This is a genomic window from Microbacterium sp. Root166 (assembly GCF_001427145.1).
Lineage (GTDB): Bacteria > Actinomycetota > Actinomycetes > Actinomycetales > Microbacteriaceae > Microbacterium.
Window position 1 is genome coordinate 146,240 of the sequence record NZ_LMGL01000001.1, and the last position, 24,964, is coordinate 171,203.

Genomic DNA, 24,964 nt, shown 5'->3' on the forward strand with positions numbered 1-24,964 from the left:
CAAACCCTACGCCTCATCGGCGTGCGCGCTCAGTCGACGAAAGCCTCGTCGATCACCCATTCCCCGTCGGTCTCGACGAGAAGGTACTCCCAGCGGTCGTCATAAGGCTCGGGCTCCTCGAGGGGCGCCCCGTCCTCGTCGTACAGCCAGGAGTACGACTCGGTGACCGACACCGCGATCGCGCCGCCGACCGTCTCGACCTCACGGATCTCCATCTCGAAGTCCTCGACACCGCCGTAGAAGTTGCGGGCGGCGCTGTAGAACGACTCGCAGTCCGCCCACTCGTTGTACTCGCGGTACGCCTCGGTCGTCGTCGCGAAGAAGTCCTCGCAGTCCGCGAGCCGCCAGGCGTCGTCGTAGAGCTCGACGGCGGCGATCGCGGCATCCTCGTCAGCGGAGCTCGGTGTGCCGTCGTCCTCCTCGGCGGACGAGTCGTCGTCCTCGACCGAGGAGACGGCCGGCGACGGCTCGCTCGCGCCTCCGCCGGAGCTGACCAGGAGCAGCGGAATCATCACGATGGCGGTGATCACGATGCCCAGGGCCACCACTCCGCCGACCGTCCACCAGATCCATGCCTTGGAGGTGCGCGGCGGCGGAGCCACCGCGTACACGCCGGCCGCGGCATCCGGTCCGTACGGGGTGTAGGCACCCGGGTACTCGGCCGTCGACGCGGGCATGACGTACGGCGGCGTCGGCGCGATCGGAGCGGTCTCAGCGTGCGAGTCCGTCGCGGCCGCGGCCGGCACGGGTGCGGCCGCGTCGGCAGGCGCCACGTGGTCGGTCCACTGCGTGCCGTCCCACCAGCGCATGGCGCCGCGTCCGTCGTCGTACCAGCCCGCGGGTGTCGTCATGGATCACACGATAGGCCCCGGGTGCGCCGCGGCGACTCACCCGGATCGTATGAGTTGGCGCGGCGTCAGCGGCTGCTGAACGCCGCGTCGAACGCGGCTGTCGCGTTGGCGCGGCGTCAGCGGCTGCTGAACGCCGCGTCGAACGCGGCTGTCGGCGCGGCGAAGGCGTTGCGCTTGACGAACTCCAGCGCCTCCGGGGCACCGAGCAGTCGGTCCATTCCGGCGTCCTCCCACTCCACCGAGATCGGGCCGTCGTAGCCGATGCTGTTCAGCGCCCGGAACGAGGCCTCCCACGGCACGTCGCCACGCCCGGTCGAGACGAAGTCCCAGCCCCGGCGCAGGTCGGCCCACGCCAGGTGCGACCCGAGCCGGCCGTTGCGGCCGTTGCCGACGTTCAGCTTCACGTCCTTGCAGTCGACGTGGTAGATGAGGTCCTTGAACTCGAGGATGAAGTCCACCGGGTCCAGCTGCTGCCACATGAAGTGGGACGGATCCCAGTTGAGGCCGAACGCGGGGCGGTGCCCGATGGCCTCGAGGGTGCGCACGGTGGTCCAGTAGTCGTAGGCGATCTCGCTCGGGTGCACCTCGTGGGCGAAGCGCACGCCGACCTCGTCGAAGACGTCGAGGATGGGGTTCCAGCGGTCGGCGAAGTCCTGGTAGCCGGCGTCGACGGCCTCCTGCGAGACCGGCGGGAACATCGCGACGTACTTCCAGATGCTCGAGCCGGTGAAGCCCACGACGGTCTTCACGCCGAGCTTCGCGGCGAGGCGAGCCGTGTTCTTCATCTCTTCGGCCGCGCGCTGACGCACGCCCTCGGGATCACCGTCGCCCCACACCCGGTCGGAGAGGATGTCGCGGTGGCGCTGGTCGATGGGGTCGTCGCACACCGCCTGTCCCTTGAGGTGGTTGGAGATGGCCCAGACCTTGAGTCCGTGCCGTTCGAGCAGGTCGAGCCTGCCCTGCACGTACTCTTCGTCGTCCCAGCGCCACGGGTCGAGGTGGTCGCCCCAGCAGGCGAGCTCGAGCCCGTCGTAGCCCCACTCGGCGGCGAGGCGCGCGACCTCTTCGAGCGGCAGATCGGCCCATTGGCCGGTGAACAGGGTGATGGGTCGCGACATTGCGGTTCCTTACGGTCTGTCTCTGGAGATGGGATGCCGGATCAGGCGTCGGTGCGCGTCCAGGCGCTGTCGGCGGCCGAGCTGCGCTCCACCGCGTCGAGCACCCGCTGGACGTGCAGCCCGTCGTCGAACGACGGCAGCGGCTGCGTGCCTTCGCCGATCGCGGTGACGAAGTCGAACACCTGGTGGGAGAAGCCGTGCTCGTAGCCGAGCATATGACCGGTGGGCCACCACGGCGCAAGGTAGGGATGGTCGTGCTCGGTGACGAGGATCCGCTGGAAGCCGAGTCCGGTCTCGGGGAGCGTCGCGTCGTAGAACTCGAGCTCGTTGAGGCGCTCCAGGTCGAAGGCGATCGCACCCTTGGAGCCGGAGATCTCGATGCGCAGGGCGTTCTTGCGGCCGGTGCGGAAGCGCGTCGCCTCGAACGAGGCGAGCGCGCCGGACTCCAAGCGGCCGGTGAACAGGGCGATGTCGTCCACCGTCACGGCGCCGCGCTCGGTCGAGGCGGTGCCGGAGAGTCCGACGCCCTCGCCCAGCAGCGGGCGCTCGGTGACGAGCGTCTCGATGATGCCCGAGACGGTGGTGACCTTCTGACCGGTGATGTACTCGGTGAGGTCGATCGCGTGGGCGCCGATGTCGCCGAGCGCGCCCGAGCCCGCGAGCTCCTTCTTCATGCGCCACGTGAGGGGCGCCTCGGCATCCATGAGCCAGTCCTGCAGGTACTCGGCGCGCACCTGGCGGATCTCGCCGATCCGCCCCGAGGCGACGAGGTCGCGGGCGAACGTCGTGGCGGGCACGCGACGGTAGGTGAACCCCACCATCGAGCGGATGCCGCGCCCGGCCGCCGCGGTCGCTGCGGCCGCCATGCGCTCCGCCTCTTCGACGGTGTTCGCGAGCGGCTTCTCGCAGAGCACGTGCTTGCCGGCTTCCAGCGCGGCGATGGCGATCTCGGCGTGGGTGTCGCCGGGAGTGACGATGTCGACCACGTCGATGTCGTCGCGGGCGATGACCTCGCGCCAGTCGGTGGCCGTCTCGTTCCAGCCCCACTTTCGAGCGGATGCCTCGACCGTGGCCTGATTGCGGCCGACGACGACGGTCATCTCGGGCTCGAGCGGGAGATCGAAGAAGCGGGGTGCGACCCGCCAGCCCTGGGAGTGTGCGGCGCCCATGAAGCCGTGGCCGATCATGGCGATGCGAAGCGTCTCGGTCAACGCGGTGTCCTGTCTCGGGAGGTATGGCGCGGGGCGCCCGTCGATTGCGACGGGCGCCCCGCGTCGTCGTAATTTACTCGAAGGAGAGGTCGATGAACTGGTCGACGTTGTCCTTCGTCACGACGGGCGCGTCGAGCACGATGCGGTTCGGGATGCTCGGCGTGATGAGGTCTCCCATCGTCTTGGCCTGGGCGATGAGGCGCGCGAGCGCGACACCGTCGGCGGCCTGGGTTGACGGGTAGATGACCGTCGCCTTGAGCACCGAGTCGTCTGCCTGGATGGCCTCCATGGCGCTGCGGCTTCCCGCGCCGCCCATCATGAAGAACTCGTCGCGGCCGGCCGCGTCGATGGCCGCGAGGACGCCGATGCCCTGGTCGTCGTCGTGGTTCCACAGCGCGTCGATCTGCGGGTTGGCCGACAGCAGCTGCGAAGCCGCCGCCTCGCCACCGGCGACAGTGAAGTCGGCGGCCACTCGGGCCGAGACCTCGAGACCGCAGTCCTCGAGCGCGTCCGCGAAGCCGTCCGAGCGGTCCTGCGTCAGCGGCAGCGAGTCGATGCCAGCGATCTCCGCGACGATCGCGTCGGGGTTGTCGCCGAGCTGCTCGCAGACGTACGTACCGGCGCTGACGCCCATGCCGTAGTTGTCGCCGAGGATCGTCGCACGAGCCGCGAACGGGCTCGAGAATTCGCGGTCCACGTTGATGACCGGGATGCCGGCCTCCATCGCGGCGATGGCGGCCTCGGTGAGCGCGGCGCCGTCGGTCGGCAGCAGCACGATGGCGTCCACGCCCTCATTGACGAAGGTCTCGACCGCGGCGATCTGGGCGATCGGGTCGTTGGTGCCCTCTGCGACGCGCAGTTCGACGTCGTCGAAGCTGTCTGCGGCCGCCTGGGCGCCGGAGTTGATCGCGCCGAGCCAGCCGTGGTCGGCCGCGGGGCCCGAGAAGCCGATGACGACCGTGTCGCCCGACTCCGCGTTCTCCTCGGACGACGTGCCCTGGTCGACGACGCTGTCCTCTTCGGCTCCCCCGCCCGTGCAGCCGGCGAGAAGTCCGATCGCGGCGATGACCGCGGTGCCGGTGAGCACGAGTCGCGTGCGCGCCTTCAGGTGTGAGCGCATTGTGTTCCTCCTTGAATGTGATGCAGCTAGGACGCGGGGACTCGCGAGAGGGACGCTGACCGTACTCGAGGAAGTCCACGCTGACGAAGATCACCGTAGCAGAAGTCTGCAGAACATTGTCACCTTTTGTTTTCTGTCCGTCAGAAGTGGGTGACTTTGCCTGAACGGGCGGAAGTCCGCGGCTGCAGGGGGTTGGCGTCGGATACCGACCTCAACCGGCGTCGGCGAATTGGGGCTCGGCAAGCGGCCGTCCGTCGTGTTATGTTCAACCCGTGATCAAAGTTGACCATCAATCGGCATTACTCGACGTCAGAGGCGTGACGAAGTCCTTCGCCGGCGTTCGCGCCCTCCGCGGGGTCGACCTGCAGGTCGTTCCCGGCGAGGTGCACTGCGTCCTCGGCCAGAACGGCGCGGGCAAGTCGACGCTCATCAAGACGCTCGCGGGCGTGCACCGCCCGGACGAGGGTGAGATCTCCTGGCTCGGAGAGCCCGTCGTGATCCCGAACCCGGAGTCCGCGATCGAGCTCGGCATCGCCACGATGTACCAGGAGCTCGACGTCGTCGACGGCCTGACGATCGCCGAGAACATCTTCCTCGGGCATGAGCTGGCGCGCGGCGGCTTCACCAAGCGCTCCGAGGCCGCCAAGCAGACCCGCGAGCTGCTGCGCCGGCTGGGCCACGCGAACCTCTCCCCGCACACCGAAGTGGGCACGCTGTCCGCCGCGAACAAGCAGATCGTCTCCATGGCGCGCGCACTGTCGCACGACATCAAGCTGATGATCATGGACGAGCCGTCCGCCGTCCTCGACTCCGAAGAGGTGAAGAACCTCTTCCACGTCGTGAAGGAGCTCACCTCCGCGGGCATCGCGGTGGTCTACATCACCCACCGCCTGGAGGAGATCCGGCAGATCGGCGACCGCATCACCGTGCTGAAGGACGGTCGCACCACGGCGGTCGGGCTTCCTGTCGCCGACACCCCCACGTCCGAGCTCATCCGGCTCATGACCGGGCGCGATGTCGAGAACGTCTTCCCGCCTGCGGTGCCCGTGCCGGCCGACGCGCCGACCGTGCTCGAGGTCGAGGGCCTCGCTCTCGGCGGCGTCTTCGAGGACGTGTCGTTCTCGGTGCGCGCCGGCGAGATCGTCGGGCTGGCGGGACTGGTGGGCTCCGGCCGCTCGGAGATCCTCGAGACCGTCTACGGCGCCCGTCGCTCGTCCGCCGGCACCGTCAAAATCGGCGGCAAGGGGCTGCGTCGCGGCTCCGTCGTCCACGCGGTCCGGGCCGGCATCGGGCTCTCGCCCGAGGAGCGCAAGAGCCAGGGCCTCGTGCTCGACGAACCCATCTACGTCAACGTCACGCTCTCGTCGATGTCGCGGTTCGCCAAGGGCGGCTTCCTCGACGAGCGCGCCGAGCGCAAGGTCGCGCGCGAGCAGATCGAGGCGCTCGAGCTGCGGCCCGCCGATCCCGACCGGCCGGCGATGACGCTCTCGGGCGGCAACCAGCAGAAGATCCTGCTGGCCCGCTGGCTCGTGCACGGCACACGTGTCCTGCTCCTGGACGAGCCCACCCGTGGCGTGGATGTCGGCGCACGCGCCGAGATCTACGCCCTCATCCGTCGCCTCGCCGCCGCCGGCAACGCCGTCGTGATCGTCTCGAGCGAGATCGAGGAGGTGCTCGGCCTCGCCGACACCGTCCTCGTCGTGGCCGACGGCCGCGTGCTCAAGACCCTCCCCGCCTCACAGATCGACGAGCACGGTGTGCTCGATCTCGTCATGAAAGGAACCGCCGCGTGAGCGAGCAGACCACCGGGACAGCAGGAGTCCCCACCTCCAGTGTGGCGCCGTCGCCCACTGGCCCCGCGCCCACCGATCGCTCGTCGAAGACCGGTTTCCAGCGCTTCATGTCGGGCTCGGTCGGCCGCAACCTCGGCCTCGTCGCGGCGCTGCTGGTGCTCATCATCGTCGGTGCCGTCACCGCGCCGGACACCTTCACGACCGTCAGCAACATCCTCACGATCCTGCGCCAGGCGTCGATCATCGGCGTCGTCAGCATCGGCATGACGCTGGTGATCATCGCAGGCGGCATCGACCTGTCGGTCGGCTCGGTGATCGGCCTCGCCTCCGTCGTGGCGACCATCGCCGCCGTGCAGGACCTCGCCGATCAGATGCACTGGTCCGTCATGGTGCTGTTCGCCCTGCTCGTCGGACTCGCCGCAGGCCTGATCAACGGCGTCGTGATCGCCTACGGCAAGGTCGTCGCGTTCATGGCGACCCTCGCGATGCTGGTCGCGGCCCGCGGCCTCGCCGAGATCCTCGCCGAACGCCGCACTCTCCAGGTGGGCAACCGCGACTTCATCGAGTTCATGAACCTCGACGTCATCGGGGTCGACGTCCTCATCTGGATCTTCGCGATCGTCGCCGCGCTGGGCTGGGTCGTGCTGAACCGCACCACCTTCGGCCGCCGGACGGTCGCCATCGGCGGCAACCGCGAGGCCGCGCGCCTCGCGGGCATCAACGTGAAGCGCCACACCATGTGGCTCTACGCGATCTCGGGCCTGTGCGCCGGCATCGCGGCGGTCATGTATCTCGGGCGCACGACGGCCGGCACCTCCACGCACGGCCAGCTCCTCGAGCTCGATGCCATCGCCGCGGTGGTCGTCGGCGGAACGCTCCTCGTCGGCGGCCGAGGCACCATCACCGGCACCGTCTTCGGCGTCCTGATCTTCGCCACCCTCACGAACGTCTTCGTGCAGAACAACCTCAACTCCTCCGTGCAGGCCGTCGCGAAGGGCGTCATCATCGTCGTCGCCGTGCTGCTCCAGCAGCGGTTCGCCAAGCCGACCGGCCGAGCGACCTGACCGATGTCGCAGCCCGGCGCACATGGACTTCTGTACGGTCCTGCGCGCCGGGCCGCGGCATCCGTCGGAAGTCCTGCGGACTTCGGCACCCGATCGGCGCCGATAAACTGAAATGTGGCGAATATGAGCACCGAGTCCCCGACGACCGTGTCAGGAGTGAGCCAGCTCTTCCAGCTTCTGCGCGACGGCGTCCCCCGCACGCGGGCCGAGCTGGCGAAATCGACCGGCCTCGCCCGATCGACCATTGCGGCGCGCGTCGATGAGCTGATGCGCATGGGGCTGATCACCCCGATCGCCGAGACCGTGTCGACCGGCGGCCGCCCGCCGTCGCAGTTCGCCCTCAACCCGAGCGCCCGTCTCGTGCTCGCCGCCGACATCGGCGCTTCGCACGCCACGCTGGCCGTGACCGACCTCACGGGCAGCATCATCGCCCAGCACAGCGAGCCGCTGGACGTCACCCTCGGGCCCGTGCCCGTGCTCACATGGGTCGTCGACCACGCCCTCGCGCTTCTCGAGCAGATCGGCCGCTCGACCAGTGACCTCGCGGCGATCGGCATGGGGATCCCGGGGCCGGTCGAGCACTCCACGGGTCAGCCCGTGAACCCGCCCATCATGCCCGGCTGGGACCGCTTCGACGTGCCGGGCTGGGTGCAGCAGCACCTCGACGTGCCGGTGCTCGTCGACAACGACGTGAACATCATGGCGCTGGGCGAGCGCGCGACCGCGTTCCCGGGCGTCGAGCACCTCATGTTCGTCAAGGTGGCCACCGGCATCGGCTCCGGCGTGATCTCGAGCGGCACCCTGCAGCGCGGCGCGCAGGGCATCGCGGGCGACATCGGCCATGTCCGCGTCGCCCGCGGCGCCGGCGTCCCCTGCCACTGCGGGAATCAGGGATGCCTCGAGGCGCTCGCCTCAGGACCCGCGATCGCCCGGGCCCTGCGCGCCCAGGGCGTGCCCGCAGAGAACGGCAACGACGTCGTCGATCTCGTCAAGCGCGGCAACATCGACGCCATCCAGGCGGTGCGTCAGGCCGGGCGCGACATCGGCGAGGTGCTCACGACCTGCGTGAGCCTCGTCAATCCCTCGGTCATCGCGATCGGCGGATCGATGGCCCGCGTCGGCGAGCACCTGATCGCCGGCGTGCGCGAGGTCGTCTACACGCGCTCCATCCCGCTGGCGACGGAGCATCTGTCGATCGTGCAGTCCGCCGCCGCGCACAACGCCGCGGTGCTCGGGGCGAGCATGCTCGCGATCGAGCACGCCCTCTCGCCCGAGACCCTGTCCGCCCTCGTCTCGACCTGATCCCGAGATCAGAGCGGCTTGCCGCCCGTCACCGGGAGCACCGCCCCTGACACGTACGAGGCCGCCTCCGATGCCAGGTACACGTAGGCGCCCGCGAGCTCGGCCGGCTGTCCCGGCCGGCCGAGGGGCGTGTCGGTGCCGAACGAGGCGAGGCGCTCCGCATCCCATCCCGTCGCCGGGATGAGGGGGGTCCAGATCGGCCCAGGGGCGACCGCGTTCACGCGGATGCCCTTCGGCCCGAGCTCCTCGGCCAGCGCCTTCACGAACGCGACCTGTGCCGCTTTCGTCATGGCGTAATCGAGCAGGCCGGGCGACGGGTTGAACGCCTGGACGGACGACGTCACGATGATCGAGCTGCCGGGCTTCAGGTGCGGCACCGCCTGTCGAGCGGAGTAGATGAGGCCGTAGAGGTTGGTCTGGAAGACCCGGTCCATCTCGTCGGTCTCCAGCGACGCCAGGCTCTCGCGATCCTTCTGGTATGCCGCGTTGAGCACCACGATGTCGAGGCCTCCGAGCGCCTCGCGGGCGTCGTCGACGATCGACATGGCGAAGGCCTCGTCGCGGACGTCGCCGGCGTACGAGGCGGCCGTGCGTCCGGCATCCCGGACGAGCGCCACGGTGTCGTCGGCGTCCTCCTGCTCCTCGGGCATGTGCGCGATCGCCACGTCGGCGCCCTCGCGGGCGAAGGCGATGGCCACGGCCCGGCCGATGCCCGAGTCGCCGCCGGTGATGAGCGCTTTGCGCCCCGTCAGGCGCTCGGCGCCGACGTACGAGTCCTCGCCGTGATCCGGCTCGGGAGTCGTCTCGTCGGTCAGCCCGGGCTGCTCCTGCTGCTGATCGGGGAACCCGCCTTCGGCGTGCTTGTCACGGGGGTCGGTCTTCGTCTCGGACATCCGCGCATCTCCTTCGCTGGTCGTCCATCGACGCTACGAAGACCTGCGTGCGACCGGGTAGGGGCTTGACGCGTGCGGCGTGCCCGCTAGAAGGAGCCGATCCCCTTGCCGATCAGGACGACGCCGATCACCAGCAGCAGGACGGCCATGATGACGGCGTTCTCGTGCGCCAGCCAGCCGCGCAGGGCGTCGAGGGGCTCCCGCAGGCTCTTCGCCGCGATCAGGTAGCCGATGACCGGGATGGCGACGGTGGATGCCGCGATCAGGGTGAACACGGCGATGACGAGCACCGTGTCGCTCGCGGAGAGGTCCACCGAGCCGATGTCGGTACCGGCTGCGGCGCCCATCATCAGGTTCTTCGGGTTGACCGCCGAGAGCAGCAGGCCCAGGCCCAGCGCCCCGAAGAACGAGATCGTGTCGATGGCGTGCATCCACTTCGGCATCGCCGGTTCCTGCCCGGGGCGCGGCCGCGCACGCCAGTTGCGGGCGGCGAGCACGAGGAGCAGGGCACCCAGCAGAAGCTGGATCGTGCCGCGGACGGGCGCCGCCTCGTCGGGGTCGGACGGCGGGATCACCGAGGCGAGCAGGGTGAAGACCGTGACCGCCAGCACGATGCCGGCGATCCACCCGAGGAGGAATCCGACGCTGGTGACCCGCGCCTTCGGCGAGAGCAGCATGAGGATCGCCGCGATGATCGGGATGGGACTGATCGCGACCCCCAACGCCAGGGGGAGGATCTCGCCGATGGTCTCGGTCATGACGGTGCACCGCTTTCACTGCTGGATTCAGGGTCGCTCAGCGCCGCGAGCGCGGCGCGATTGGTGTCGAACACGTGCTGATCCCGCAGGAGGTCCAGTGTGCGCATGCGCTCGGCGATCGGGGGTCTCATGCGGCTGAACGCCAGCGCGATGGAGTGGTCGTCGAGCCACCGGACGAGCGTCTCGAAGGCCTCCGCTCCGGTCACGTCGACGTCGGTGACCGCCTCCATGTCGAGGACGACGTGCCGGATGCCGTCGGCACCCGCGGCCTTCACGGCGTCCGTGACCGCCTGCGTGAACGACGCGGCGTTGGCGAAGAAGAGAGGAGCGGCGAGCCGGATGACCAGGACTCCGGGTACGGTCACGCTGCCCTTCGGCGCCCCGGTGAGCAGGGACTCCGCCGGGTCGCCGGTCGAGGCGAGGACGTCGATGGGCGGGTGCGACGCGCGCTGCACGAGGTTGATCAGGGCCAGCACGAACGACACGACGATTCCCGGGATCGCGCCGACGAAGAGGGTCGTGAGGAAGCAGACGGCGGCGATCGCGAACTCGAAGCGGTCCATGCGCCACAGCGCGCGGAACTCCTTGATGCCGAGGAGGGGCAGGATCGCGACCGCCACGATCGCGCCGATCGCAGGCGACGGGATGTCGGCGAGCAGCGCTGTTCCGAACAGGAGCAGCAGGAGGGTGCCACCGGCCAGCACGAGCGAAGGCAGCTGCGTGCGCGAGCCCGCCTGGTCCATCGCCGCGGTGCGCGACGTCGAGGCGCCCATCGTGAAGCTGCCGGACGCGCCGGCGGCGATGTTCCCGAGCCCCAGCGCGAACAGGTCGCGGTTCGGCTCGATCGGATACCCGCGCTTCTCGGCGTACGAGCGCGACACGAGCAGCCCCTCGGCGGTGGTCACCATCGTGAGCGCGATGGCGGACGGAACGACCGCCAGCCACATCGACCACTCCATCACCGGCCAGGTCAGCACGGGCGGTCCGGCGGGCACCGCGCCCAGCACGTCCACGCCCGCCTCCTCCGCGGGGGTCAGCATCACCAGCGCGGTCGAGACGACCAGCACGACGAGTGCCCAGGGGACGGCGGGAAGCAGCCTGCGGCCGCCGAGAAGCACGAGAACGGATGCCGCGGCGATGAGGATCGACCAGACGTTGGCCGTCGGCAACCCCGCGAACAGCTGCGTGACCTTGTCGAGGACCTCGGCGCCCGAGTCGATCTTCACGCCGAGCATCTTGGCGATCTGACTGATCAGGATGTCGAACGCGAGGCCGCCGACGAAGCCGACGAGGATCGGCTTCGAGAGGAAGTTGGCCACGAACCCGAGCTTGAACAGCGCCAGCAGCAGGAACATCAGCCCGCCGATGATCGCCTGCGCCATGGCGAGCGTCGCATAGTCCGCGGTGCCGGCCACCGCCAGGCCGCCGATGGACGAGGCGACCAGCGCGGCGGCCGCGGCATCCGGAGAAGCCACCAGCTGGCGCGACGACACGGTGAGCGCGTAGATCACCGTCGGCACGATGAGGGCGTACAGCCCGGCGGTGGCCGGCAGCCCCGCGATCTGGGCGTACCCGATGTTGAGCGGCACCGCGATGGCGACGAGAGTGACCCCGGCCAGGAGCTCCTGACCGATGTTGCGGCGCGTGAGGCCGGGAAGTACACGTCGGGGCGGGGCGGCAGCCATCGGCATCCTCTTCAGATCGGTCGTCCCATCGTGTCGTGGATCGCGCCGGCGCGCCAACGACGCGCCCTCGCGCCGTGCCCCCGGAAGGGCGATGTGTCAACCCTGTTCCCCCCGCGGCATATACGCGGCAACCTCTCCGCATCGGAGGCCGCCACGGCGGTCACAGACGGGAAGGAGCAGACCGTGGACTTCACACCGGAAGAAGAGGGTCCCCGCCCGGGCGAGGCAGTGGTGTTCTGGTCATGGATCGCGGTGCTGGCGGTCGGACTGGCGTACATGATCCTGGTTCCGTTGAGCGGGAGGTGAGCGCGATGCGACCGATTCGCGACAACGCGCTGAGTCTGCTGTTCGGCGCGCTCTTCGTCATCGCCCTCGCCGGTCAGGCGATCGCAGGGTGGCTCGAGAACAACGAGCTGCTCGCGCAGCACGGCCAGCCGGCCGAACCGCTGTCGCAGTTCGTCACCTCCTCCGAGTTCATCGTCGACGTGGCGGAGAACTGGCAATCCGAGTTCCTGCAGTTCTTCCTCTTCATCGCCGCGACGATCTGGCTCGTCCAGCGAGGTTCGCCCGAGTCGAAGAAGCCCGGCGACGAAGGACCCGGCTCCGATGAAGAGCAGATGGTCGGCGATCACGCCCAGCCCGACTCCCCCGAGTGGGCCCGGTCGCGCGGCATCCGTCAGGTCATCTTCTCGAACTCGCTGCTCATCGTGATGGGCGTCGTGTTCGTGCTGTCGTGGCTGGCGCAGTCCCTGGCCGGTACCGTCGTCATGAACTCCGAGAACGCCCAGCACGGAGAGCCGCCGATGACGTGGGCGGAGTACATCGGCACGCCGGACTTCTGGGATCGCACGCTGCAGAACTGGCAGTCCGAGTTCCTCGCCGTGGGCGCCATGATCGCGCTGTCGATCTTCCTGCGCCAGCGCGGCTCCAGTGAGTCCAAGCCCGTGGGCGCTCCGCATCCCACGACCTCGGTCTCCGGAGAGTGAGGCGGGGCCGGGGCCAGCGCCCCACAGGAGTTGTGATCTTCCACAGGAGATTTCTGGCGGATGCGTCCTGCGGAAGACCGGGACTCCTGTCGAGCGGATGCCGCGCGGGTGGTCACTCGGACGGCGGGGGCGCCGTGGAGAACCGCGTCAGCTTGTGCGTCCCGTCGCACCACGGCTTGATCGCCGACGCCCCGCAGCGGCAGAGTGCCACGGTGTGACGCGGATTGCGCAGCGGCTGCCCGTCCTCGCCGAGGATCTCGACGTCGCCGCGCACGATGAGCGGCCCGTCCGGGCAGGCGGTCACACGTGCGAACCTCTCGCTCATGACACGAGTCCTTCCGTCGTGGTGAGCCGGCGACGCAGCAGCGAGACCGGCGTCGCTGCCGAGAAGATGCGGCTGCCGGCGTAGGGAATCCCGCCGCGCAGCCGCCAGCCCAGTGCGATCCAGACGGCGACCGCCCGCTCGAGCAGCCATACCGGCGCCCATAGTGCGCTGGTGGCCGGGAACGCCCGGCGCCCGCCCGCCACGCGGCGGCCGTATTCGGCGACCCCCACAGCGGTCGCGGCGAAGACCGCGAGCAGGCGCCACCGGCGGAGAAGAGTCGCTGCCGCGAGCCCCGGCAGGAGCGCGGCCTCGACGGCGAGCCGAGCCGGCTGGGCGAGGTCGTCATAGGCCTGCCGCACGCGCTGCCCGGCGAAGTGCGCTGCCGTGGGAGGGAGCCGAGGAACCAGGATCCGGCGGGCGACGTCCACCCGCCCGCCGGAGAGCGCGACCGTGCGCTCGAGCTCGAGGTTCTCGAACAGCACATCGGCGCTGTAGCCGCCGGCCTCGACGACCGTCCTGCGACGGACACCCACCGTGCCGCCGTAGTCGCCGCCGAAGGCGCGGCCGATCAGGCTCCGCGCGGTGTCCCAGCGTGCGTGCCAGGGAAACGAGGCGAAGACGTTCTGCGGACGGACGAAGTCCGCTTCGGCCAGCCGATCGACGACGGCGCGGAGTGTGACGTCGTCATAGCGGATGTCGTCGTCGGCGATGATCACGCGGTCGTGCCGTGAGACCTCGAGCCCCGTCAGCACTCCCCGCGCTTTGCCGTTCAGCCCGGAGGCCGCCGGCGGCACGTGGACGACGCCCTCGCTCAGCCGCTCGTCGAGCGCCGCGAACAGGTCGGCCGGCGAGGCGTCGACGACCGTCACATCGAGGCGGTCGCCGAGCCACGACAGGTAGCGCACCAACTCGTCCTCGCCGCGACGGTCGCGGCGCAGCAGAGGCAGCACGTACTCGGCATCGAGGTCTTCAGGCAACGGCGCCTCCCCGCAGCGCACTGCGGCCCGCTTCGAACGCCTCGCGCATCACGTCGGCGGCGCGGTCGTCGAGGTAGAGGCAGGCGGCAGCTCCGAACATGATGTCGGGGAGCAGATCGGGTCGATCCTCGCCGAGAGCACCGGCGAGGTCCCGCCCCGCGATCTGCTCGTGCACGGCATCCGCCTCGACGTGCTCGTCGAAGTAGTCGGTGACGTCTTCGCCGAACCCGAGGCGCCGGAAGCCGTCGCCGTACGAGCGGTTGGGGAGGGACGAGGTCATCTCGAACGCCGCGAGATGGCCGACGATGGCGCCGACGAGGCGACGGTTGAGACCGAACATCGACATCGCGTTCATCGGAGCCAGCGTCGCCGCCGGCACCAGGTCGGCGTACGCGCCGTAGGTCGAGTCCAGGCCCGCGCCCGTCATCGTGCGCGCGAAGATCTCGGCGTGCACGCGCTCGGGCCGGCCGCCGCCGTACTCGTCGGCCTGGATCTCGACGAGCGCCGCCTTGGCCCGGCCGGTCAGCCGCGGGATGGCCCACGAGTGCGGGTCCGCCTCGCGCAGCGTATAGATGCTGCGGTGGATGAGGAACTCGCGCGCCTGCTCGAGGGTCGCGTGCTTGGCGATGTGCCGCGACAGCGAGGGCCCCGGCGTCGGTGCGGTGAGCTCGAACAGCGCGGCGGCGATGGCCCGCGCGTCAGGGTCCGGCGTCTCGGGGTTGGTCACGAGAGTGCGCAGCGATGCTTCGAACGCCGCCTCGAGGATGCCGCGCGCCTCGATGAGCACCGGATGCCACTCCCAGCCCGGGTCGATCCAGTCGAGCGATCCGTAGGCGCAGGCGTAGAGCAGGAACAGCGTCAGCTGGATGTCCTCGTCGTCGGAGACATCGGTGCTCCCGAGGACGGCGTCGCGGCTGGCCGCGACGAGAGCCGTGCGCCGGTGCCCGAAGTCGGCGTGCATCAGCGTGGCCAGCGTCGTGGCGCTGAGCGGACCCCGCGGGGTCAGGGCATGGGCCGGTGCTTCGGCGTCGGCGATCGTCATGGGTCTCCTCGTCGCAGCGGTCCGCGAGGTCCGCGGCGACACGACGATCTCAAGCGGCGCGCGGGGTTGTCGCGGGGGTTGACGAGTTCGGCGGCGGGGCGATACGCGCCGCGCGCCGTCGCAGGACACGACGGACCCATCGCCACGGGGGGAAGTCGTGCGGCCAGTGCACCGTGACGGTGCGGATGCCACGGTACAGCCGGAGCCGCAACGACGCGGCGCTGCGGAACGGGCGCATCGACATCCCCATCGTGAGGCCGGGGCGGTACACGATCACGTGGTCTTCCCCCAGATGGAAGGCGAGATCGAGGTCGTCGTGGACGTCCGGATCATGGCGATGCACTTCCGCCCGGACGCGGCGCCACGCCTCGGCGCGTACGGCGAAGTTGGAGCCGAAGAGCGGCATGTGGCCGAGCGGGGGGATGGTGGCCGTCGCATAGGCCAGGAGATACGCGGCGGCGAGCGGGCCGCGCAGGATCCTCGGACCGTCGATGAAGCGCGCGCCTCCGGTCACGGCCGCCGCGTGGGGTGCGTCATCGAGGGCGGCGACGGCACGCTCGATCCACCACGGGGCCGGGACGCAGTCGGCGTCGAGGCGTAGGAGCACGTCGCCGACGGCGGCGTCGAACCCCGCCGCGGTCGCCGCCGGGATGCCGGATTCACTGCAGCGGACCACGCGGGCGCCCGACTCGGCGGCGACGCGCGCGGTGGCGTCGGACGAGCCGTTGTCGACTACGACGATCTCGTCCGCGGGCCGTGTCTGCGCGCCCAGTGCCGCAAGGCACGCGGCGAGCGGACCGCCGTCGTCCTTGGCCGGGATGACGACCGACACCGTCGAGAGAGCGGCGTTGCGCGGCATCGGAGCCTCCGATCCGGTCAGCCGAGGGCCCGGACGCGCTCGAGGAGCGGCTCGGCGACCTCGGCCAGGAAGCGCTCCTGCTGCTCGTCGCCGATCTGGACGAGCGCGATGTCGGTGAAGCCGGCGTCGAGGAAAGGCCGCACGCTCTCGGCGAGCGCGTCGAGATCGGGACCGCACGCGATGGACTCCGCGACGTCCTCCGGCCGCACGAATCGGCTCGCGGCCTCGAAGCCCGCCGGCGTCGGCAGATCCGCGTTGACGGCCCATCCACCGCCGAACCAGCGGAACTGGTCGTGCGCGCGTTCGATCGCGGCATCCATATCGGGATCCCAGGAGATCGGCACCTGGCCGATCTTGCGCGAATCCCCCGGGTGGGCGACGTCCCATCCGGTGACGATGTCCTTCTCGGGGGTCACCGCGATCATGTGGTCGCCGATCGGGGCGAACCGCTCGATGCTGTCACCGCCCGACACCGCGATGCCGATCGGCACACCGCCGTCGGGAACGTCCCAGATGCGGGCGGAGTCCACCCGGAAGTACTCGCCGTCGAAGGTCACCAGCTCTCCGGTGTGCAGCTCGCGGATGATGTCGACGGCCTCTTCGAGCATCGCCTGGCGGGTGCCGACACCGGGCCACCCCTCGCCGACGACGTGCTCGTTGAGGCTCTCGCCCGACCCGAGTCCCAGCAGGAACCTGCCGTCCGAGAGCAGCTGCATCGTGGCCGCCTTCTGCGCGACGACGGCGGGGTGATACCGCATCGTCGGACACGTGACGTAGGTCATCAGCTCGACGGATTCGGTGACCTGCGCCACCGCCCCGAGCACCGACCACGCGTACGCGGAATGGCCCTGGCTCGTCAGCCATGGGGAGTAGTGATCGCTCGACACCTCGAAGTCGAAGCCCGCCTCCTCGGCCGCCCGCGCGTAGCGGACCAGCTCCCTGGGTCCGCTCTGCTCGGCCATCAGGGTGTATCCGAATCGCGCCATGCTCGTCCTCGCTCTCGTCCGCTGTACCCAAGGGCGACGCCGGTCGCCCGCGGTATCGAGCATGCGCGGTCGCGCCCCGACCGGCGACGGGCTTGACACGCCCGAGGCCCGGCGGATATCCGGGAGCGGCTGCGCCTCACCCGCCGCACCCGATCACCGGGTCAGCGGCATCTCCGCGTCGAGCCGGGCGAGCTTGTCGGCCGGGCGCGAAGTGTGACAACCGGGTACCGTGATCCCGGATCGATGACGTCGTCGAACCCGAAAGGACGCCCGATGAGCTGGCGCATGCCCTCCGAGACCGCGCCGCACGAACGCACGTGGATGGCGTTCCCGCGCGCCGGGCAGACCCTGGGCGACACCGCCGCCGAGCAGGAGGAGTGCTACGCCGCATGGACGGCGACCGCCCACGCGGTGGCGCAGTTCGAGCCGGTCACGATGGTCGTCGACCCGACCGAGATGGAGCGAGCCCGGCGGATGCTCTCGAGCGACGTCGAGATCGTCGAGGCGCCGCTCGACGAGTTCTGGATGCGCGACTTCGGTCCGACCTTCGTGCTGGACGACGAGCGACCCGGAGTGCTCGGCGCCGTCGACTGGATCTTCAACGGCTGGGGCGCCCCGGAGTGGGCGGAGTGGGCTCTGTCGGCGGAGATCGGCCGCTTCGTCGCCGCCCACGTCGGCGCTGAACTCGTCAGCTCGGTGCTCGTCAACGAGGGCGGCGGCATCCACGTCGACGGCGAGGGCACCGTGCTGCTGACCGAGACCGTGCAGCTCGACCCGCGCCGCAACCCCTACGCCGACCGCGCCCGTGTCGAGGCCGAGCTCGCCCGCACGATCGGGACGACGAAGGCGATCTGGCTGCCGCGCGGACTCACGCGCGACTACGACGACTTCGGCACCAACGGCCACGTCGACATCGTCGCCACCATCCCCTCGCCGGGCCGTGTCCTGCTGCATCACCAGGCCGACCCCGCCCACCCCGACCACGAGGTCACGCGCGAGCTGCGCGAGCTGTTCGAAGGCGAGACGGATGCCGCCGGCCGGGCGTGGGAGGTCATCGATGTGCCCGCTCCGGCGACGCTGCGCGATCACGAGGGCTTCGTCGACTGGAGCTACATCAACCACCTCGTCGTCAACGGCGGGGTCATCGCCTGCGGGTTCGGTGAGGACCAGGCGGATGCCGCGGCCCGCGGCATCCTGTCGGACGCGTACCCGGGGCGCGAGGTCGTGAGCGTCGATGCCCGGCCGATCTTCGCGCGCGGCGGCGGCATCCACTGCATCACGCAGCAGCAGCCGGTGGTGGGGTCGGCGACGCGATGATCGATGTGGTGGAGGCCGGCATCGCCGACCTGCGCGCGGCCCTCGACAGCGGCGAGACGACCAGCGGCGAGCTGGTGCGGGCGTATCTCGCTCGCATCGATGCGTACGACGGCCCCGGCACCGAGACCGCGCTCAACGCCGTGGTCGTGCGCAATCCGGGAGCTGTCGCCGAGGCGGCCGCGTCCGATGCGCGGCGGAAGGAAGGACGCACGCTCGGCCCGCTCGACGGTATCCCGTACACCGCCAAGGACAGCTACCTCGTGAGGGGACTCACGGCTGCCGCCGGCAGCCCGGCGTTCGCCGACCTCGTGGCTCAGCGCGACGCGTTCACGATCGAGCGGCTCCGCGCCGCCGGCGCCGTGTGCCTCGGGCTCACGAACATGCCTCCGATGGCCAACGGCGGCATGCAGCGGGGCCTGTACGGACGAGCGGAGAGTCCCTACAACGCCGAGTTTCTGACGGCGCCGTTCGCCTCGGGCTCGTCCAACGGCTCGGGCACCGCGACGGCGGCGAGCTTCGCCGCCTTCGGCCTGGGCGAGGAGACCTGGTCGAGCGGACGCGGTCCGGCATCGAACAACGCGCTGTGTGCGTACACGCCGTCGCGCGGCGTGATCTCGGTGCGCGGCAACTGGCCGCTCGTGCCGACCATGGACGTCGTGGTCCCGCACACCCGGACGATGGCGGACCTGCTGGAGGTGCTCGACGTGGTGGTGGCCGACGACACGGAGGTGCGCGGGGACTTCTGGCGGGCGCAGCCCTGGGTCGAGCTGCCGGCCGCCTCGGCCATCAGGCCCGGGTCCTATCCGGCGCTCGGCCGCGAAGCCCTCGCCGATCCCGGTCGCCTGCTGTTGGGGCGCCGCATCGGCGTGCCGCGCATGTACGTCAACGCCGATGAAGAGGCCGGCACCGCGGCCGCGCCGGGCATCGGCGGCCCCACCGGGACGCGCATCCAGACCCGCGACTCGGTGATCGCGCTCTGGGATGCCGCGCGCCGAGCCCTCGAAGCCCACGGTGCCGAGGTGCGCGAAGTCGACTTCCCCGTGGTCTCGAACTACGAGGGCGACCGGCCGGGCGCGCCGACCCTGCGCACGCGCGGGCTGGTCTCGCCCGAGTTCCTCGCGCGGGAGATCCTCGACCTGTCGGCCTGGGCGTGGGACGACTTCCTGCGGGCGAACGGGGATCCGGCGCTGCCGAGCCTCGACCAGGTCGACGGCGCCCGGATCTTCCCGCATCCCGAAGGTGCACTGCCCGACCGGTACACCGGCTTCGACGACGACATCGCCGACTACCCGGCGCACGTGCGCGAGCACCCGGTGACCTCGCTGGACGACATCCCCGAACTCGAGGCAGGTCTTCGCGGTCTCGAAGAGACGCGGCGCATCGACCTCGAGGAGTGGATGGACCGGCTCGGGCTCGACGCGGTGGTCTTCCCCGCCGTCGCCGACGTGGGGTCGGCCGACATGGACGTGAACCCCGCGTCGGCCGACCTCGGCTGGCGCAACGGCGTCTGGATCGCCAACGGCAACCTCGCGATCCGGCACCTCGGCATCCCGACCGTGACCGTGCCGATGGGTCTGATGGACGACACGCGGATGCCGGTCGGCCTGACGTTCGCCGGCCGGGCGTACGACGACACCGCGCTGCTCCGGCTCGCGGCCGCGTTCGAGGCGATCACTCCCGGTCGGGTCCCACCGCCGCGGACACCACCGCTGGGCTGATCATCAGTCGAGGTGGAAGACCTCGGGAATCTCCTTCCACCACTCCCCCTCAGCGCGATCCGCGACGGGTCGCTGCAGGGGGTTGCACACGGCCCACCACTCCTGCGTCGCCGGGTCGGCGGCCATGGCCGCCATGTCGGCCTCGAAGTCGGTCCCGACATACTCCAGGTAGGAGAAGAGAAGGTCGCCGTGGCGGAAGATCGAGTAGTTCATGACTCCGCTCGCCGAGAGTCGCTTCAGCACGGCAGGCCACACGTCGGCGTGCAGCCTCTCGTACTCGACGTGATTCTCAGCAGGCAGGCCGATGACCGAGGCGATGCGTCTCATGAGTGCTCCAGACCGAGTCCGTAGACTCTGGACGCTGTACGCCACGTCACTGCGTCGCGCTCCTCTGCGGATCGACCTGCGATGGTCTCCAGCTGGGCTGCCCAGACGTCTGCGAAATCTCCGCCGAGGATGCTCACCGGCCAGTCACTGCCCAGCATCACTCGATCAGCGGTGAACGCGCCCAGCACATGATCCACACAGGGCTGCCAGTCGGCCGCCGTCCAGCCGGCCTCGGACGATGTGCTCAACCCGGAGAGCTTCATGTGCACGTTCGGGTTCGCGCTCAAGGCGAGGATCTGATCGCCCCACTTCCCGAGATCTCGCGACTTGATGTCGGGTGCCGCCAGGTGGTCGACGATGAGCGTGAGATCGGGGTGACGCTGCGCGAGCTCAGTGACCGCAGCGACGTGCTCGCGGGTCGTACACACGTAGTCGAGTGTCAGACCGCATGCTGTGAGGAGTCCGAGGACGCCGCCGACGTCTTCGCGGAGGATCCAGCGGGGGTCGTCGTAGGTGTGGGTCAGCGCTCGGAGGCCCTTGACGAAGGGACTGCGAGCGTAAAGATCGATTGCGGCCTCCGCCTCGGCGGCCCGAGCCAGCGGTGCCCACGCCACCACACCCTTCACGCGGTCTTCCCGAGCGGCGACGCTGAGCATGTAGAACGTGTCCTCGTAGGTGTCGGCGGCCTGAACGAGGACTGTCGCGGTGATTCCCGCGGCTTCTGCATCGCGCGCGATGTCCTGCGGCCCGAAGTCGGCGTTCAGCGGGCCGTGCTCCGGCACGATCCAGTCGTACGCGCGCTCGGAAATCATCCAGAGGTGCTGGTGAGAGTCAACGACGCGCGCAGCATGGAAGGTCATGTGGTTCTCTCCTTCGAGAGCCGTCAGGGATCTGATGAACCGATGCTGAACAGACTGCCATAGGCCAGGCGCTGCCGGAATTACCGGAAGAGATCATATGAATTTGCACTAGAGGTCCGAGAGTGCAACAATGCACTCCGTGCAAGATAGTGCAAATCCGATTCGGGATCAGCGCCGGTCGGAGACGACCAGGACGCTGATCCGCGTCAGCCGCACCTTCACGGCCGAGCGAGGTCTCGCCGGCTTCACTATCGAGGAGCTCTGCGCCGAAGCCGCCGTCTCCCGGCGCACGTTCTTCAACTACTTCGCCTCCAAAGAGGACGCCGTGCTCGGCATCCCGATCGGTCATTCCGACGCCGAGGCAGTCGCGGCCTTCATGGCCAAGCCGTCCCCCGCCGCCGGCGAGATCTCCCCCGCCCTACTGGCCGACCTCGCCGAGCTCACCGAGACGCGCTGGCGGGGCTTCGAGGTGGCGCCCGAAACCGTCGCCCTGCTCATCGCCGCCGTCGACAAGGAGCCGCGCCTGCTCGCGCGGATGATCCAGCTCGGGATCGAGGCCGAGCAGGCGGATGCGCGCCTCATCGAGCAGCGCGAAGGCCTCAGCGAAGGCGACCCGCGCGCCGAACTGGCCGCCCAGATCGTCGGGGCCGTCTCCCGCAGCGCGCTCGGCGCCTTCCTCGAGCCCGGCAACGCCGACCCGCTCGCCGTCGTCTTCCATCGCCGCATCGAGGCGACCCAAGCACTCTTCGCCAGCCAGACCATCCCGATCGGAAAGCCCGAATGACCGCCACCGCCTCCGTCCCGACCGCACCCGGCGGTCCCGCACCGATGCTGCTGACCAAGCGGCGCATCTGGATCATCTTCTCCGCGCTGATCGCCGGAATGCTCCTGGCCAGCCTCGACCAGACGATCGTGTCGACCGCCATGCCGACGATCGTCGGCGAGCTGGGAGGCGTCTCGCACCAGGTCTGGATCACCACCGCGTACATCCTGGCCACGACGATCGTCATGCCGATCTACGGCAAGTTCGGCGACGTCCTCGGCCGGCGCCGGTTGTTCCTCGTTGCGATCGCGATCTTCACCCTGGCCTCGGTGGGCTGCGCCTTCGCCACCGACTTCTGGATGTTCGTCGTCTTCCGTGCCGTGCAGGGCCTCGGCGGCGGCGGCCTGATGATCTTGTCGCAGGCGATCATCGCCGACATCGTTCCGGCTTCCGAACGCGGCAAGTACCTCGGCCCCCTCGGCGCCATCTTCGGCCTCGCGGCCGTCGGCGGCCCGCTTCTGGGTGGCTTCTTCGTCGATCACATGACGTGGCAGTGGGCCTTCTACATCAACATCCCCGTCGGCATCGCCGCGTTCTTCATCGCGGTCTTCGCCCTCAAGCTCCCCGACAAGAACGCCGAGAAGCCGATCGACTGGCTCGGCGTGCTGTTCCTGTCCATCGCCACGACGTGCCTCATCTTCTTCACCGACTTCGGCGGGTCGAAGGACTTCGGCTGGGACCACACCGCCACGTGGGGCTGGGGCCTCGGCCTGCTGCTCGCCGCCGCGCTGTTCGTGTTCACCGAGTCGCGGGCGGCCGATCCGATCATGCCGCTGGCGATGTTCCGCAACCCGGTGTTCGTCAACGCCACGGCGATCGGGCTGATGCTCGGCATCGGGATGTTCGCGGCGATCGGCTTCATCCCGACCTTCCTCCAGATGTCGTCCGGCACGTCGGCGGCGGCATCCGGTCTTCTGATGCTTCCGATGATGGTGGGCCTCATGGGCACCTCGATCGCGTCGGGGCTCCTCATCACGAAGACGGGCAAGTACCGGATCTTCCCGATCCTCGGCACGATCATCACCGGCCTCGCCATGCTCGCGATGACGACGCTTGCGGCGACGACGCCGATCTGGCTGATCTGCGTCTACCTGTTCGTCTTCGGAGCCGGACTCGGCCTCATCATGCAGGTCGTCGTGCTGGTGGTGCAGAACGCCGTCCCGGCGTCCGACCTCGGTACCGCGACGAGCACGAACAACTACTTCCGCGAGATGGGCGCCGCCCTTGGCATCGCCGTCTTCGGGACGCTGTTCACCTCTCGGCTCACCGAGAACCTGACGAAGGTCTTCACGGATGCCGGAGCCACCGCCGCGCAGGCGGGAGAGGCCACCTCGACCATCGACCCGTCGGTACTCGCCGAGCTGCCGGACGAGCTGCGCGACGGCGTGGTCACCGCCTACGCCGACGCGCTGGCGCCGGTCTTCTGGTACCTGATCCCCTTCATCGCGATCGCGTTCGTGCTGGCCCTGTTCCTGAAGCAGATCCCGCTGTCGGACGTCGCGGGTCTCGTCGCCCGCGGTGAGGCGATCGGCGGAGAGGAAGCCGAGCTGCTCGAGGCCGCCGAGCGGGAGGCGCATCGTCGCCACGACGGCGAGTCCCAGCTCGCCGTCGAGGACGGCACTCGCGACCGGCGCTGAGCGCAGGGGACCACGACAATGGGCCGCACCTTTGCAGGTGCGGCCCATTGCGCGTTCGTTCTCCCAACGGCTAGACGCCCGAGCGCCGCTTGTTGTAGACGTCGAAGGCGACGGCGAACAGCAGCACGAGGCCCTTGACGGCCTGCTGCCACTCGATGCCGATGCCCATGATCGACATGCCGTTGTTCAGCACGCCGATGATGAGGCCACCGATGATGGCCCCGCCGATCGTGCCGACGCCGCCCTGGACCGCGGCGCCGCCGATGAAGGCGGCCGAGATCGCCTCGAGTTCGAAGCCGTCACCGGCCTTCGGCCCGGCGAGGTTGAGGCGCGCGGTGAAGATCAGGCCTGCGAGGCCGGCGAGGAAGCCCATGTTGACGAACAGCCAGAAGTCGACGCGGCGGGTCTTGATGCCCGACAGGTCGGCGGCGTGACGGTTGCCGCCGATGGCGTAGATGTGCCGGCCGAACACTGTCCGGTTCATCACGACGCCGTACACGAGGATGAGCACGGCGAGGATGATCAGCGTGACCGGGATGCCCTTGTACGACGCGAGTGCCCAGGCGAACCAGCCGATGACGCCGGCGACCAGCACGAGCTTGATGACGAACCACGTCAGGGGCTCGACCTCCTGGCCGTACTTCTGACGACCCATGCGCGTGCGCACCTGCTGGACCACGAGCGCGACGACCGCCACTGCCCCGACCGCGAGCGTGAAGACGTCCGGCTCCGACTCGCCGAACAGCCCCGAGAGGAACCCGTTCCCGAGCGCTCGATACTCCGTCGGGAAGGAGCCGATGTTCGCGTTGCCCAGTACGACGAGCGCGAGACCTCGGAAGATGAGCATGCCGGCCAGCGTCACGATGAATGCGGGTATGCCGACGAAGGCGACCCAGAATCCCTGCCAGGCCCCGACAAGGGCGGCGATGGCGAGCGAGATGACGACGGCGAGCCACCAAGGGTATTCCATCTTCACGGCGAGCACGCCCGAGATGGCGCCGATGAATGCCGCGACCGAGCCCACCGACAGGTCGATGTGGCCGGCGATGATGACCATCACCATGCCGATCGCGAGAACGAGGATGTACCCGTTCTGCACGACGAGGTTCGAGATGTTCTGCGGGCGGAGCAGGATGCCGTCGGTGAGGATGGCGAACAGCGCGATCACGGCGATCAGCGCGATGAAGATGCCGTTCTTGCCGAGATCGGCCAGCACATGGCTGAGCCAGTCGGTGAACTTGTTCTCGGACGGGTTGATGCCGGCGCCGACGGCCGTGCTGGTATTGGGGTTGTCTGACATGTCGTTCTCTCC

At 69.6% G+C, this 24,964-nt stretch carries 24 protein-coding genes; 9 read left to right on the forward strand and 15 right to left on the reverse strand.

Features of this window, described 5'->3' with window-relative positions; genetic code table 11:
- Window positions 1-29 precede the first annotated feature (29 nt).
- From ASD56_RS16305 to ASD56_RS00680, 4 genes are all read right to left on the reverse strand, one after another.
- The gene (locus ASD56_RS16305) at window positions 30-851 is read right to left on the reverse strand and encodes a DUF2510 domain-containing protein (protein ID WP_055960057.1); all 822 of its coding nucleotides are present in this window, start codon (window positions 849-851) and stop codon (window positions 30-32) included.
- Window positions 852-967: 116 nt separating this feature from the next.
- A complete protein-coding gene (locus ASD56_RS00670; RefSeq protein WP_055960060.1) occupies window positions 968-1,969 on the reverse strand; it encodes a sugar phosphate isomerase/epimerase family protein in 1,002 nt (333 codons plus the stop codon).
- Window positions 1,970-2,010: 41 nt separating this feature from the next.
- Entirely contained in the window at window positions 2,011-3,156 is a 1,146-nt protein-coding gene (locus ASD56_RS00675; RefSeq protein ID WP_055963372.1) for a Gfo/Idh/MocA family protein, read from the reverse strand.
- Window positions 3,157-3,253: 97 nt separating this feature from the next.
- Complete coding sequence (locus tag ASD56_RS00680) at window positions 3,254-4,300, reverse strand: substrate-binding domain-containing protein (protein WP_055960063.1); 1,047 nt, start codon at window positions 4,298-4,300, stop codon at window positions 3,254-3,256.
- 317 nt (window positions 4,301-4,617) lie between these two features.
- Between ASD56_RS00680 and ASD56_RS00685 the strand changes: the two genes are divergently transcribed.
- The 3 genes from ASD56_RS00685 to ASD56_RS00695 all read left to right on the forward strand — a co-directional run bounded on the left by ASD56_RS00685 (window position 4,618) and on the right by ASD56_RS00695 (window position 8,459).
- A complete protein-coding gene (locus ASD56_RS00685; protein ID WP_055960066.1) occupies window positions 4,618-6,093 on the forward strand; it encodes a sugar ABC transporter ATP-binding protein in 1,476 nt (491 codons plus the stop codon).
- A complete protein-coding gene (locus ASD56_RS00690; protein WP_055960069.1) occupies window positions 6,090-7,157 on the forward strand; it encodes an ABC transporter permease in 1,068 nt (355 codons plus the stop codon). The genes ASD56_RS00685 and ASD56_RS00690 overlap by 4 nt, the downstream gene beginning before the upstream one ends.
- 123 nt (window positions 7,158-7,280) lie before the next feature.
- Complete coding sequence (locus ASD56_RS00695; protein WP_055960072.1) at window positions 7,281-8,459, forward strand: ROK family transcriptional regulator; 1,179 nt, start codon at window positions 7,281-7,283, stop codon at window positions 8,457-8,459.
- Window positions 8,460-8,467: 8 nt separating this feature from the next.
- On the opposite strand, the gene ASD56_RS00700 is transcribed toward ASD56_RS00695, so the two are convergent.
- From ASD56_RS00700 to ASD56_RS00710, 3 genes are all read right to left on the reverse strand, one after another.
- Window positions 8,468-9,352, reverse strand: a complete 885-nt coding sequence (locus ASD56_RS00700; protein ID WP_055960075.1) for an SDR family oxidoreductase — start codon at window positions 9,350-9,352, stop codon at window positions 8,468-8,470.
- 86 nt (window positions 9,353-9,438) lie between these two features.
- On the reverse strand, window positions 9,439-10,110 hold the full coding sequence (locus ASD56_RS00705; protein ID WP_055960078.1) for a GAP family protein: 672 nt from the start codon (window positions 10,108-10,110) through the stop codon (window positions 9,439-9,441).
- Window positions 10,107-11,795, reverse strand: a complete 1,689-nt coding sequence (locus ASD56_RS00710) for a SulP family inorganic anion transporter (RefSeq protein WP_055960081.1) — start codon at window positions 11,793-11,795, stop codon at window positions 10,107-10,109. The genes ASD56_RS00705 and ASD56_RS00710 overlap by 4 nt, the downstream gene beginning before the upstream one ends.
- A 183-nt stretch (window positions 11,796-11,978) precedes the next feature.
- On the opposite strand from ASD56_RS00710, the gene ASD56_RS16535 reads away from it, so the two are divergent.
- Entirely contained in the window at window positions 11,979-12,101 is a 123-nt protein-coding gene (locus ASD56_RS16535; RefSeq protein ID WP_268777881.1) for a hypothetical protein, read from the forward strand.
- A gap of 5 nt (window positions 12,102-12,106) precedes the next feature.
- The gene (locus ASD56_RS00720; RefSeq protein WP_082541320.1) at window positions 12,107-12,781 is read left to right on the forward strand and encodes a DUF6766 family protein; all 675 of its coding nucleotides are present in this window, start codon (window positions 12,107-12,109) and stop codon (window positions 12,779-12,781) included.
- A gap of 112 nt (window positions 12,782-12,893) precedes the next feature.
- Here ASD56_RS00720 and ASD56_RS00725 read toward each other — a convergent pair whose 3' ends face one another.
- Genes ASD56_RS00725 through ASD56_RS00745 form a run of 5 tightly spaced genes read right to left on the reverse strand, consistent with a single transcriptional unit; the run spans window position 12,894 to window position 16,970 of the window.
- Window positions 12,894-13,106, reverse strand: coding sequence for a CDGSH iron-sulfur domain-containing protein (locus ASD56_RS00725; RefSeq protein ID WP_055960090.1), 213 nt, complete (start codon window positions 13,104-13,106; stop codon window positions 12,894-12,896).
- Window positions 13,103-14,083: a glycosyltransferase gene (locus ASD56_RS00730; RefSeq protein WP_055963375.1), complete on the reverse strand. Its 981-nt coding sequence runs from the start codon at window positions 14,081-14,083 to the stop codon at window positions 13,103-13,105. Before ASD56_RS00730 ends, ASD56_RS00725 begins: the two co-directional genes overlap by 4 nt.
- A complete protein-coding gene (locus ASD56_RS00735) occupies window positions 14,076-15,125 on the reverse strand; it encodes an iron-containing redox enzyme family protein (protein ID WP_055960093.1) in 1,050 nt (349 codons plus the stop codon). The genes ASD56_RS00730 and ASD56_RS00735 overlap by 8 nt, the downstream gene beginning before the upstream one ends.
- Window positions 15,126-15,174: 49 nt before the next feature.
- On the reverse strand, window positions 15,175-15,984 hold the full coding sequence (locus ASD56_RS00740) for a glycosyltransferase family 2 protein (RefSeq protein WP_055960096.1): 810 nt from the start codon (window positions 15,982-15,984) through the stop codon (window positions 15,175-15,177).
- Window positions 15,985-16,001: 17 nt separating this feature from the next.
- Window positions 16,002-16,970: an LLM class F420-dependent oxidoreductase gene (locus tag ASD56_RS00745; RefSeq protein ID WP_055960099.1), complete on the reverse strand. Its 969-nt coding sequence runs from the start codon at window positions 16,968-16,970 to the stop codon at window positions 16,002-16,004.
- A 273-nt stretch (window positions 16,971-17,243) separates the two neighbouring features.
- Here ASD56_RS00745 and ASD56_RS00750 point away from each other — a divergent pair, with 273 nt between their 5' ends.
- Both ASD56_RS00750 and ASD56_RS00755 read left to right on the forward strand, forming a co-directional pair.
- On the forward strand, window positions 17,244-18,287 hold the full coding sequence (locus ASD56_RS00750; protein ID WP_055960102.1) for an agmatine deiminase family protein: 1,044 nt from the start codon (window positions 17,244-17,246) through the stop codon (window positions 18,285-18,287).
- Window positions 18,284-20,005, forward strand: coding sequence for an amidase (locus ASD56_RS00755; protein ID WP_055960105.1), 1,722 nt, complete (start codon window positions 18,284-18,286; stop codon window positions 20,003-20,005). The genes ASD56_RS00750 and ASD56_RS00755 overlap by 4 nt, the downstream gene beginning before the upstream one ends.
- 3 nt (window positions 20,006-20,008) lie before the next feature.
- Here the strand turns inward: ASD56_RS00755 and ASD56_RS00760 are convergent, their stop codons facing one another.
- Together ASD56_RS00760 and ASD56_RS00765 are read right to left on the reverse strand one after the other, a co-directional pair.
- Complete coding sequence (locus ASD56_RS00760) at window positions 20,009-20,332, reverse strand: L-rhamnose mutarotase (RefSeq protein WP_055960108.1); 324 nt, start codon at window positions 20,330-20,332, stop codon at window positions 20,009-20,011.
- Window positions 20,329-21,192, reverse strand: a complete 864-nt coding sequence (locus ASD56_RS00765) for an amidohydrolase family protein (protein WP_055960111.1) — start codon at window positions 21,190-21,192, stop codon at window positions 20,329-20,331. Before ASD56_RS00765 ends, ASD56_RS00760 begins: the two co-directional genes overlap by 4 nt.
- A 139-nt stretch (window positions 21,193-21,331) precedes the next feature.
- Between ASD56_RS00765 and ASD56_RS00770 the strand changes: the two genes are divergently transcribed.
- Together ASD56_RS00770 and ASD56_RS00775 are read left to right on the forward strand one after the other, a co-directional pair.
- Window positions 21,332-21,976 carry a TetR/AcrR family transcriptional regulator gene (locus tag ASD56_RS00770; protein ID WP_055963378.1) on the forward strand — a complete coding sequence of 215 codons (645 nt, stop codon included), beginning with the start codon at window positions 21,332-21,334 and terminating at the stop codon, window positions 21,974-21,976.
- Window positions 21,973-23,652 (forward strand): DHA2 family efflux MFS transporter permease subunit, encoded by a 1,680-nt coding sequence (locus ASD56_RS00775; RefSeq protein WP_055960113.1) that lies wholly within the window; start codon window positions 21,973-21,975, stop codon window positions 23,650-23,652. The genes ASD56_RS00770 and ASD56_RS00775 overlap by 4 nt, the downstream gene beginning before the upstream one ends.
- A 70-nt stretch (window positions 23,653-23,722) precedes the next feature.
- Here the strand turns inward: ASD56_RS00775 and mmsB are convergent, their stop codons facing one another.
- The gene (gene mmsB, locus ASD56_RS00780; protein WP_055960116.1) at window positions 23,723-24,952 is read right to left on the reverse strand and encodes a multiple monosaccharide ABC transporter permease; all 1,230 of its coding nucleotides are present in this window, start codon (window positions 24,950-24,952) and stop codon (window positions 23,723-23,725) included.
- Window positions 24,953-24,964: the final 12 nt, after the last annotated feature.

Coding starts and splice junctions, on each gene's coding strand:
- ASD56_RS16305 (WP_055960057.1), bottom strand. CDS start 851: ATGACGACACCCGCGGGCTGGTACGACGACGGACGCGGCGCCATGCGC.
- ASD56_RS00670 (WP_055960060.1), bottom strand. CDS start 1,969: ATGTCGCGACCCATCACCCTGTTCACCGGCCAATGGGCCGATCTGCCG.
- ASD56_RS00675 (WP_055963372.1), bottom strand. CDS start 3,156: ATGATCGGCCACGGCTTCATGGGCGCCGCACACTCCCAGGGCTGGCGG.
- ASD56_RS00680 (WP_055960063.1), bottom strand. CDS start 4,300: ATGCGCTCACACCTGAAGGCGCGCACGCGACTCGTGCTCACCGGCACC.
- ASD56_RS00695 (WP_055960072.1), top strand. CDS start 7,281: ATGAGCACCGAGTCCCCGACGACCGTGTCAGGAGTGAGCCAGCTCTTC.
- ASD56_RS00700 (WP_055960075.1), bottom strand. CDS start 9,352: ATGTCCGAGACGAAGACCGACCCCCGTGACAAGCACGCCGAAGGCGGG.
- ASD56_RS00705 (WP_055960078.1), bottom strand. CDS start 10,110: ATGACCGAGACCATCGGCGAGATCCTCCCCCTGGCGTTGGGGGTCGCG.
- ASD56_RS00710 (WP_055960081.1), bottom strand. CDS start 11,795: ATGGCTGCCGCCCCGCCCCGACGTGTACTTCCCGGCCTCACGCGCCGC.
- ASD56_RS00720 (WP_082541320.1), top strand. CDS start 12,107: ATGCGACCGATTCGCGACAACGCGCTGAGTCTGCTGTTCGGCGCGCTC.
- ASD56_RS00725 (WP_055960090.1), bottom strand. CDS start 13,106: ATGAGCGAGAGGTTCGCACGTGTGACCGCCTGCCCGGACGGGCCGCTC.
- ASD56_RS00735 (WP_055960093.1), bottom strand. CDS start 15,125: ATGACGATCGCCGACGCCGAAGCACCGGCCCATGCCCTGACCCCGCGG.
- ASD56_RS00740 (WP_055960096.1), bottom strand. CDS start 15,984: ATGCCGCGCAACGCCGCTCTCTCGACGGTGTCGGTCGTCATCCCGGCC.
- ASD56_RS00745 (WP_055960099.1), bottom strand. CDS start 16,970: ATGGCGCGATTCGGATACACCCTGATGGCCGAGCAGAGCGGACCCAGG.
- ASD56_RS00750 (WP_055960102.1), top strand. CDS start 17,244: ATGAGCTGGCGCATGCCCTCCGAGACCGCGCCGCACGAACGCACGTGG.
- ASD56_RS00755 (WP_055960105.1), top strand. CDS start 18,284: ATGATCGATGTGGTGGAGGCCGGCATCGCCGACCTGCGCGCGGCCCTC.
- ASD56_RS00760 (WP_055960108.1), bottom strand. CDS start 20,332: ATGAGACGCATCGCCTCGGTCATCGGCCTGCCTGCTGAGAATCACGTC.
- ASD56_RS00765 (WP_055960111.1), bottom strand. CDS start 21,192: ATGACCTTCCATGCTGCGCGCGTCGTTGACTCTCACCAGCACCTCTGG.
- ASD56_RS00775 (WP_055960113.1), top strand. CDS start 21,973: ATGACCGCCACCGCCTCCGTCCCGACCGCACCCGGCGGTCCCGCACCG.
- mmsB (WP_055960116.1), bottom strand. CDS start 24,952: ATGTCAGACAACCCCAATACCAGCACGGCCGTCGGCGCCGGCATCAAC.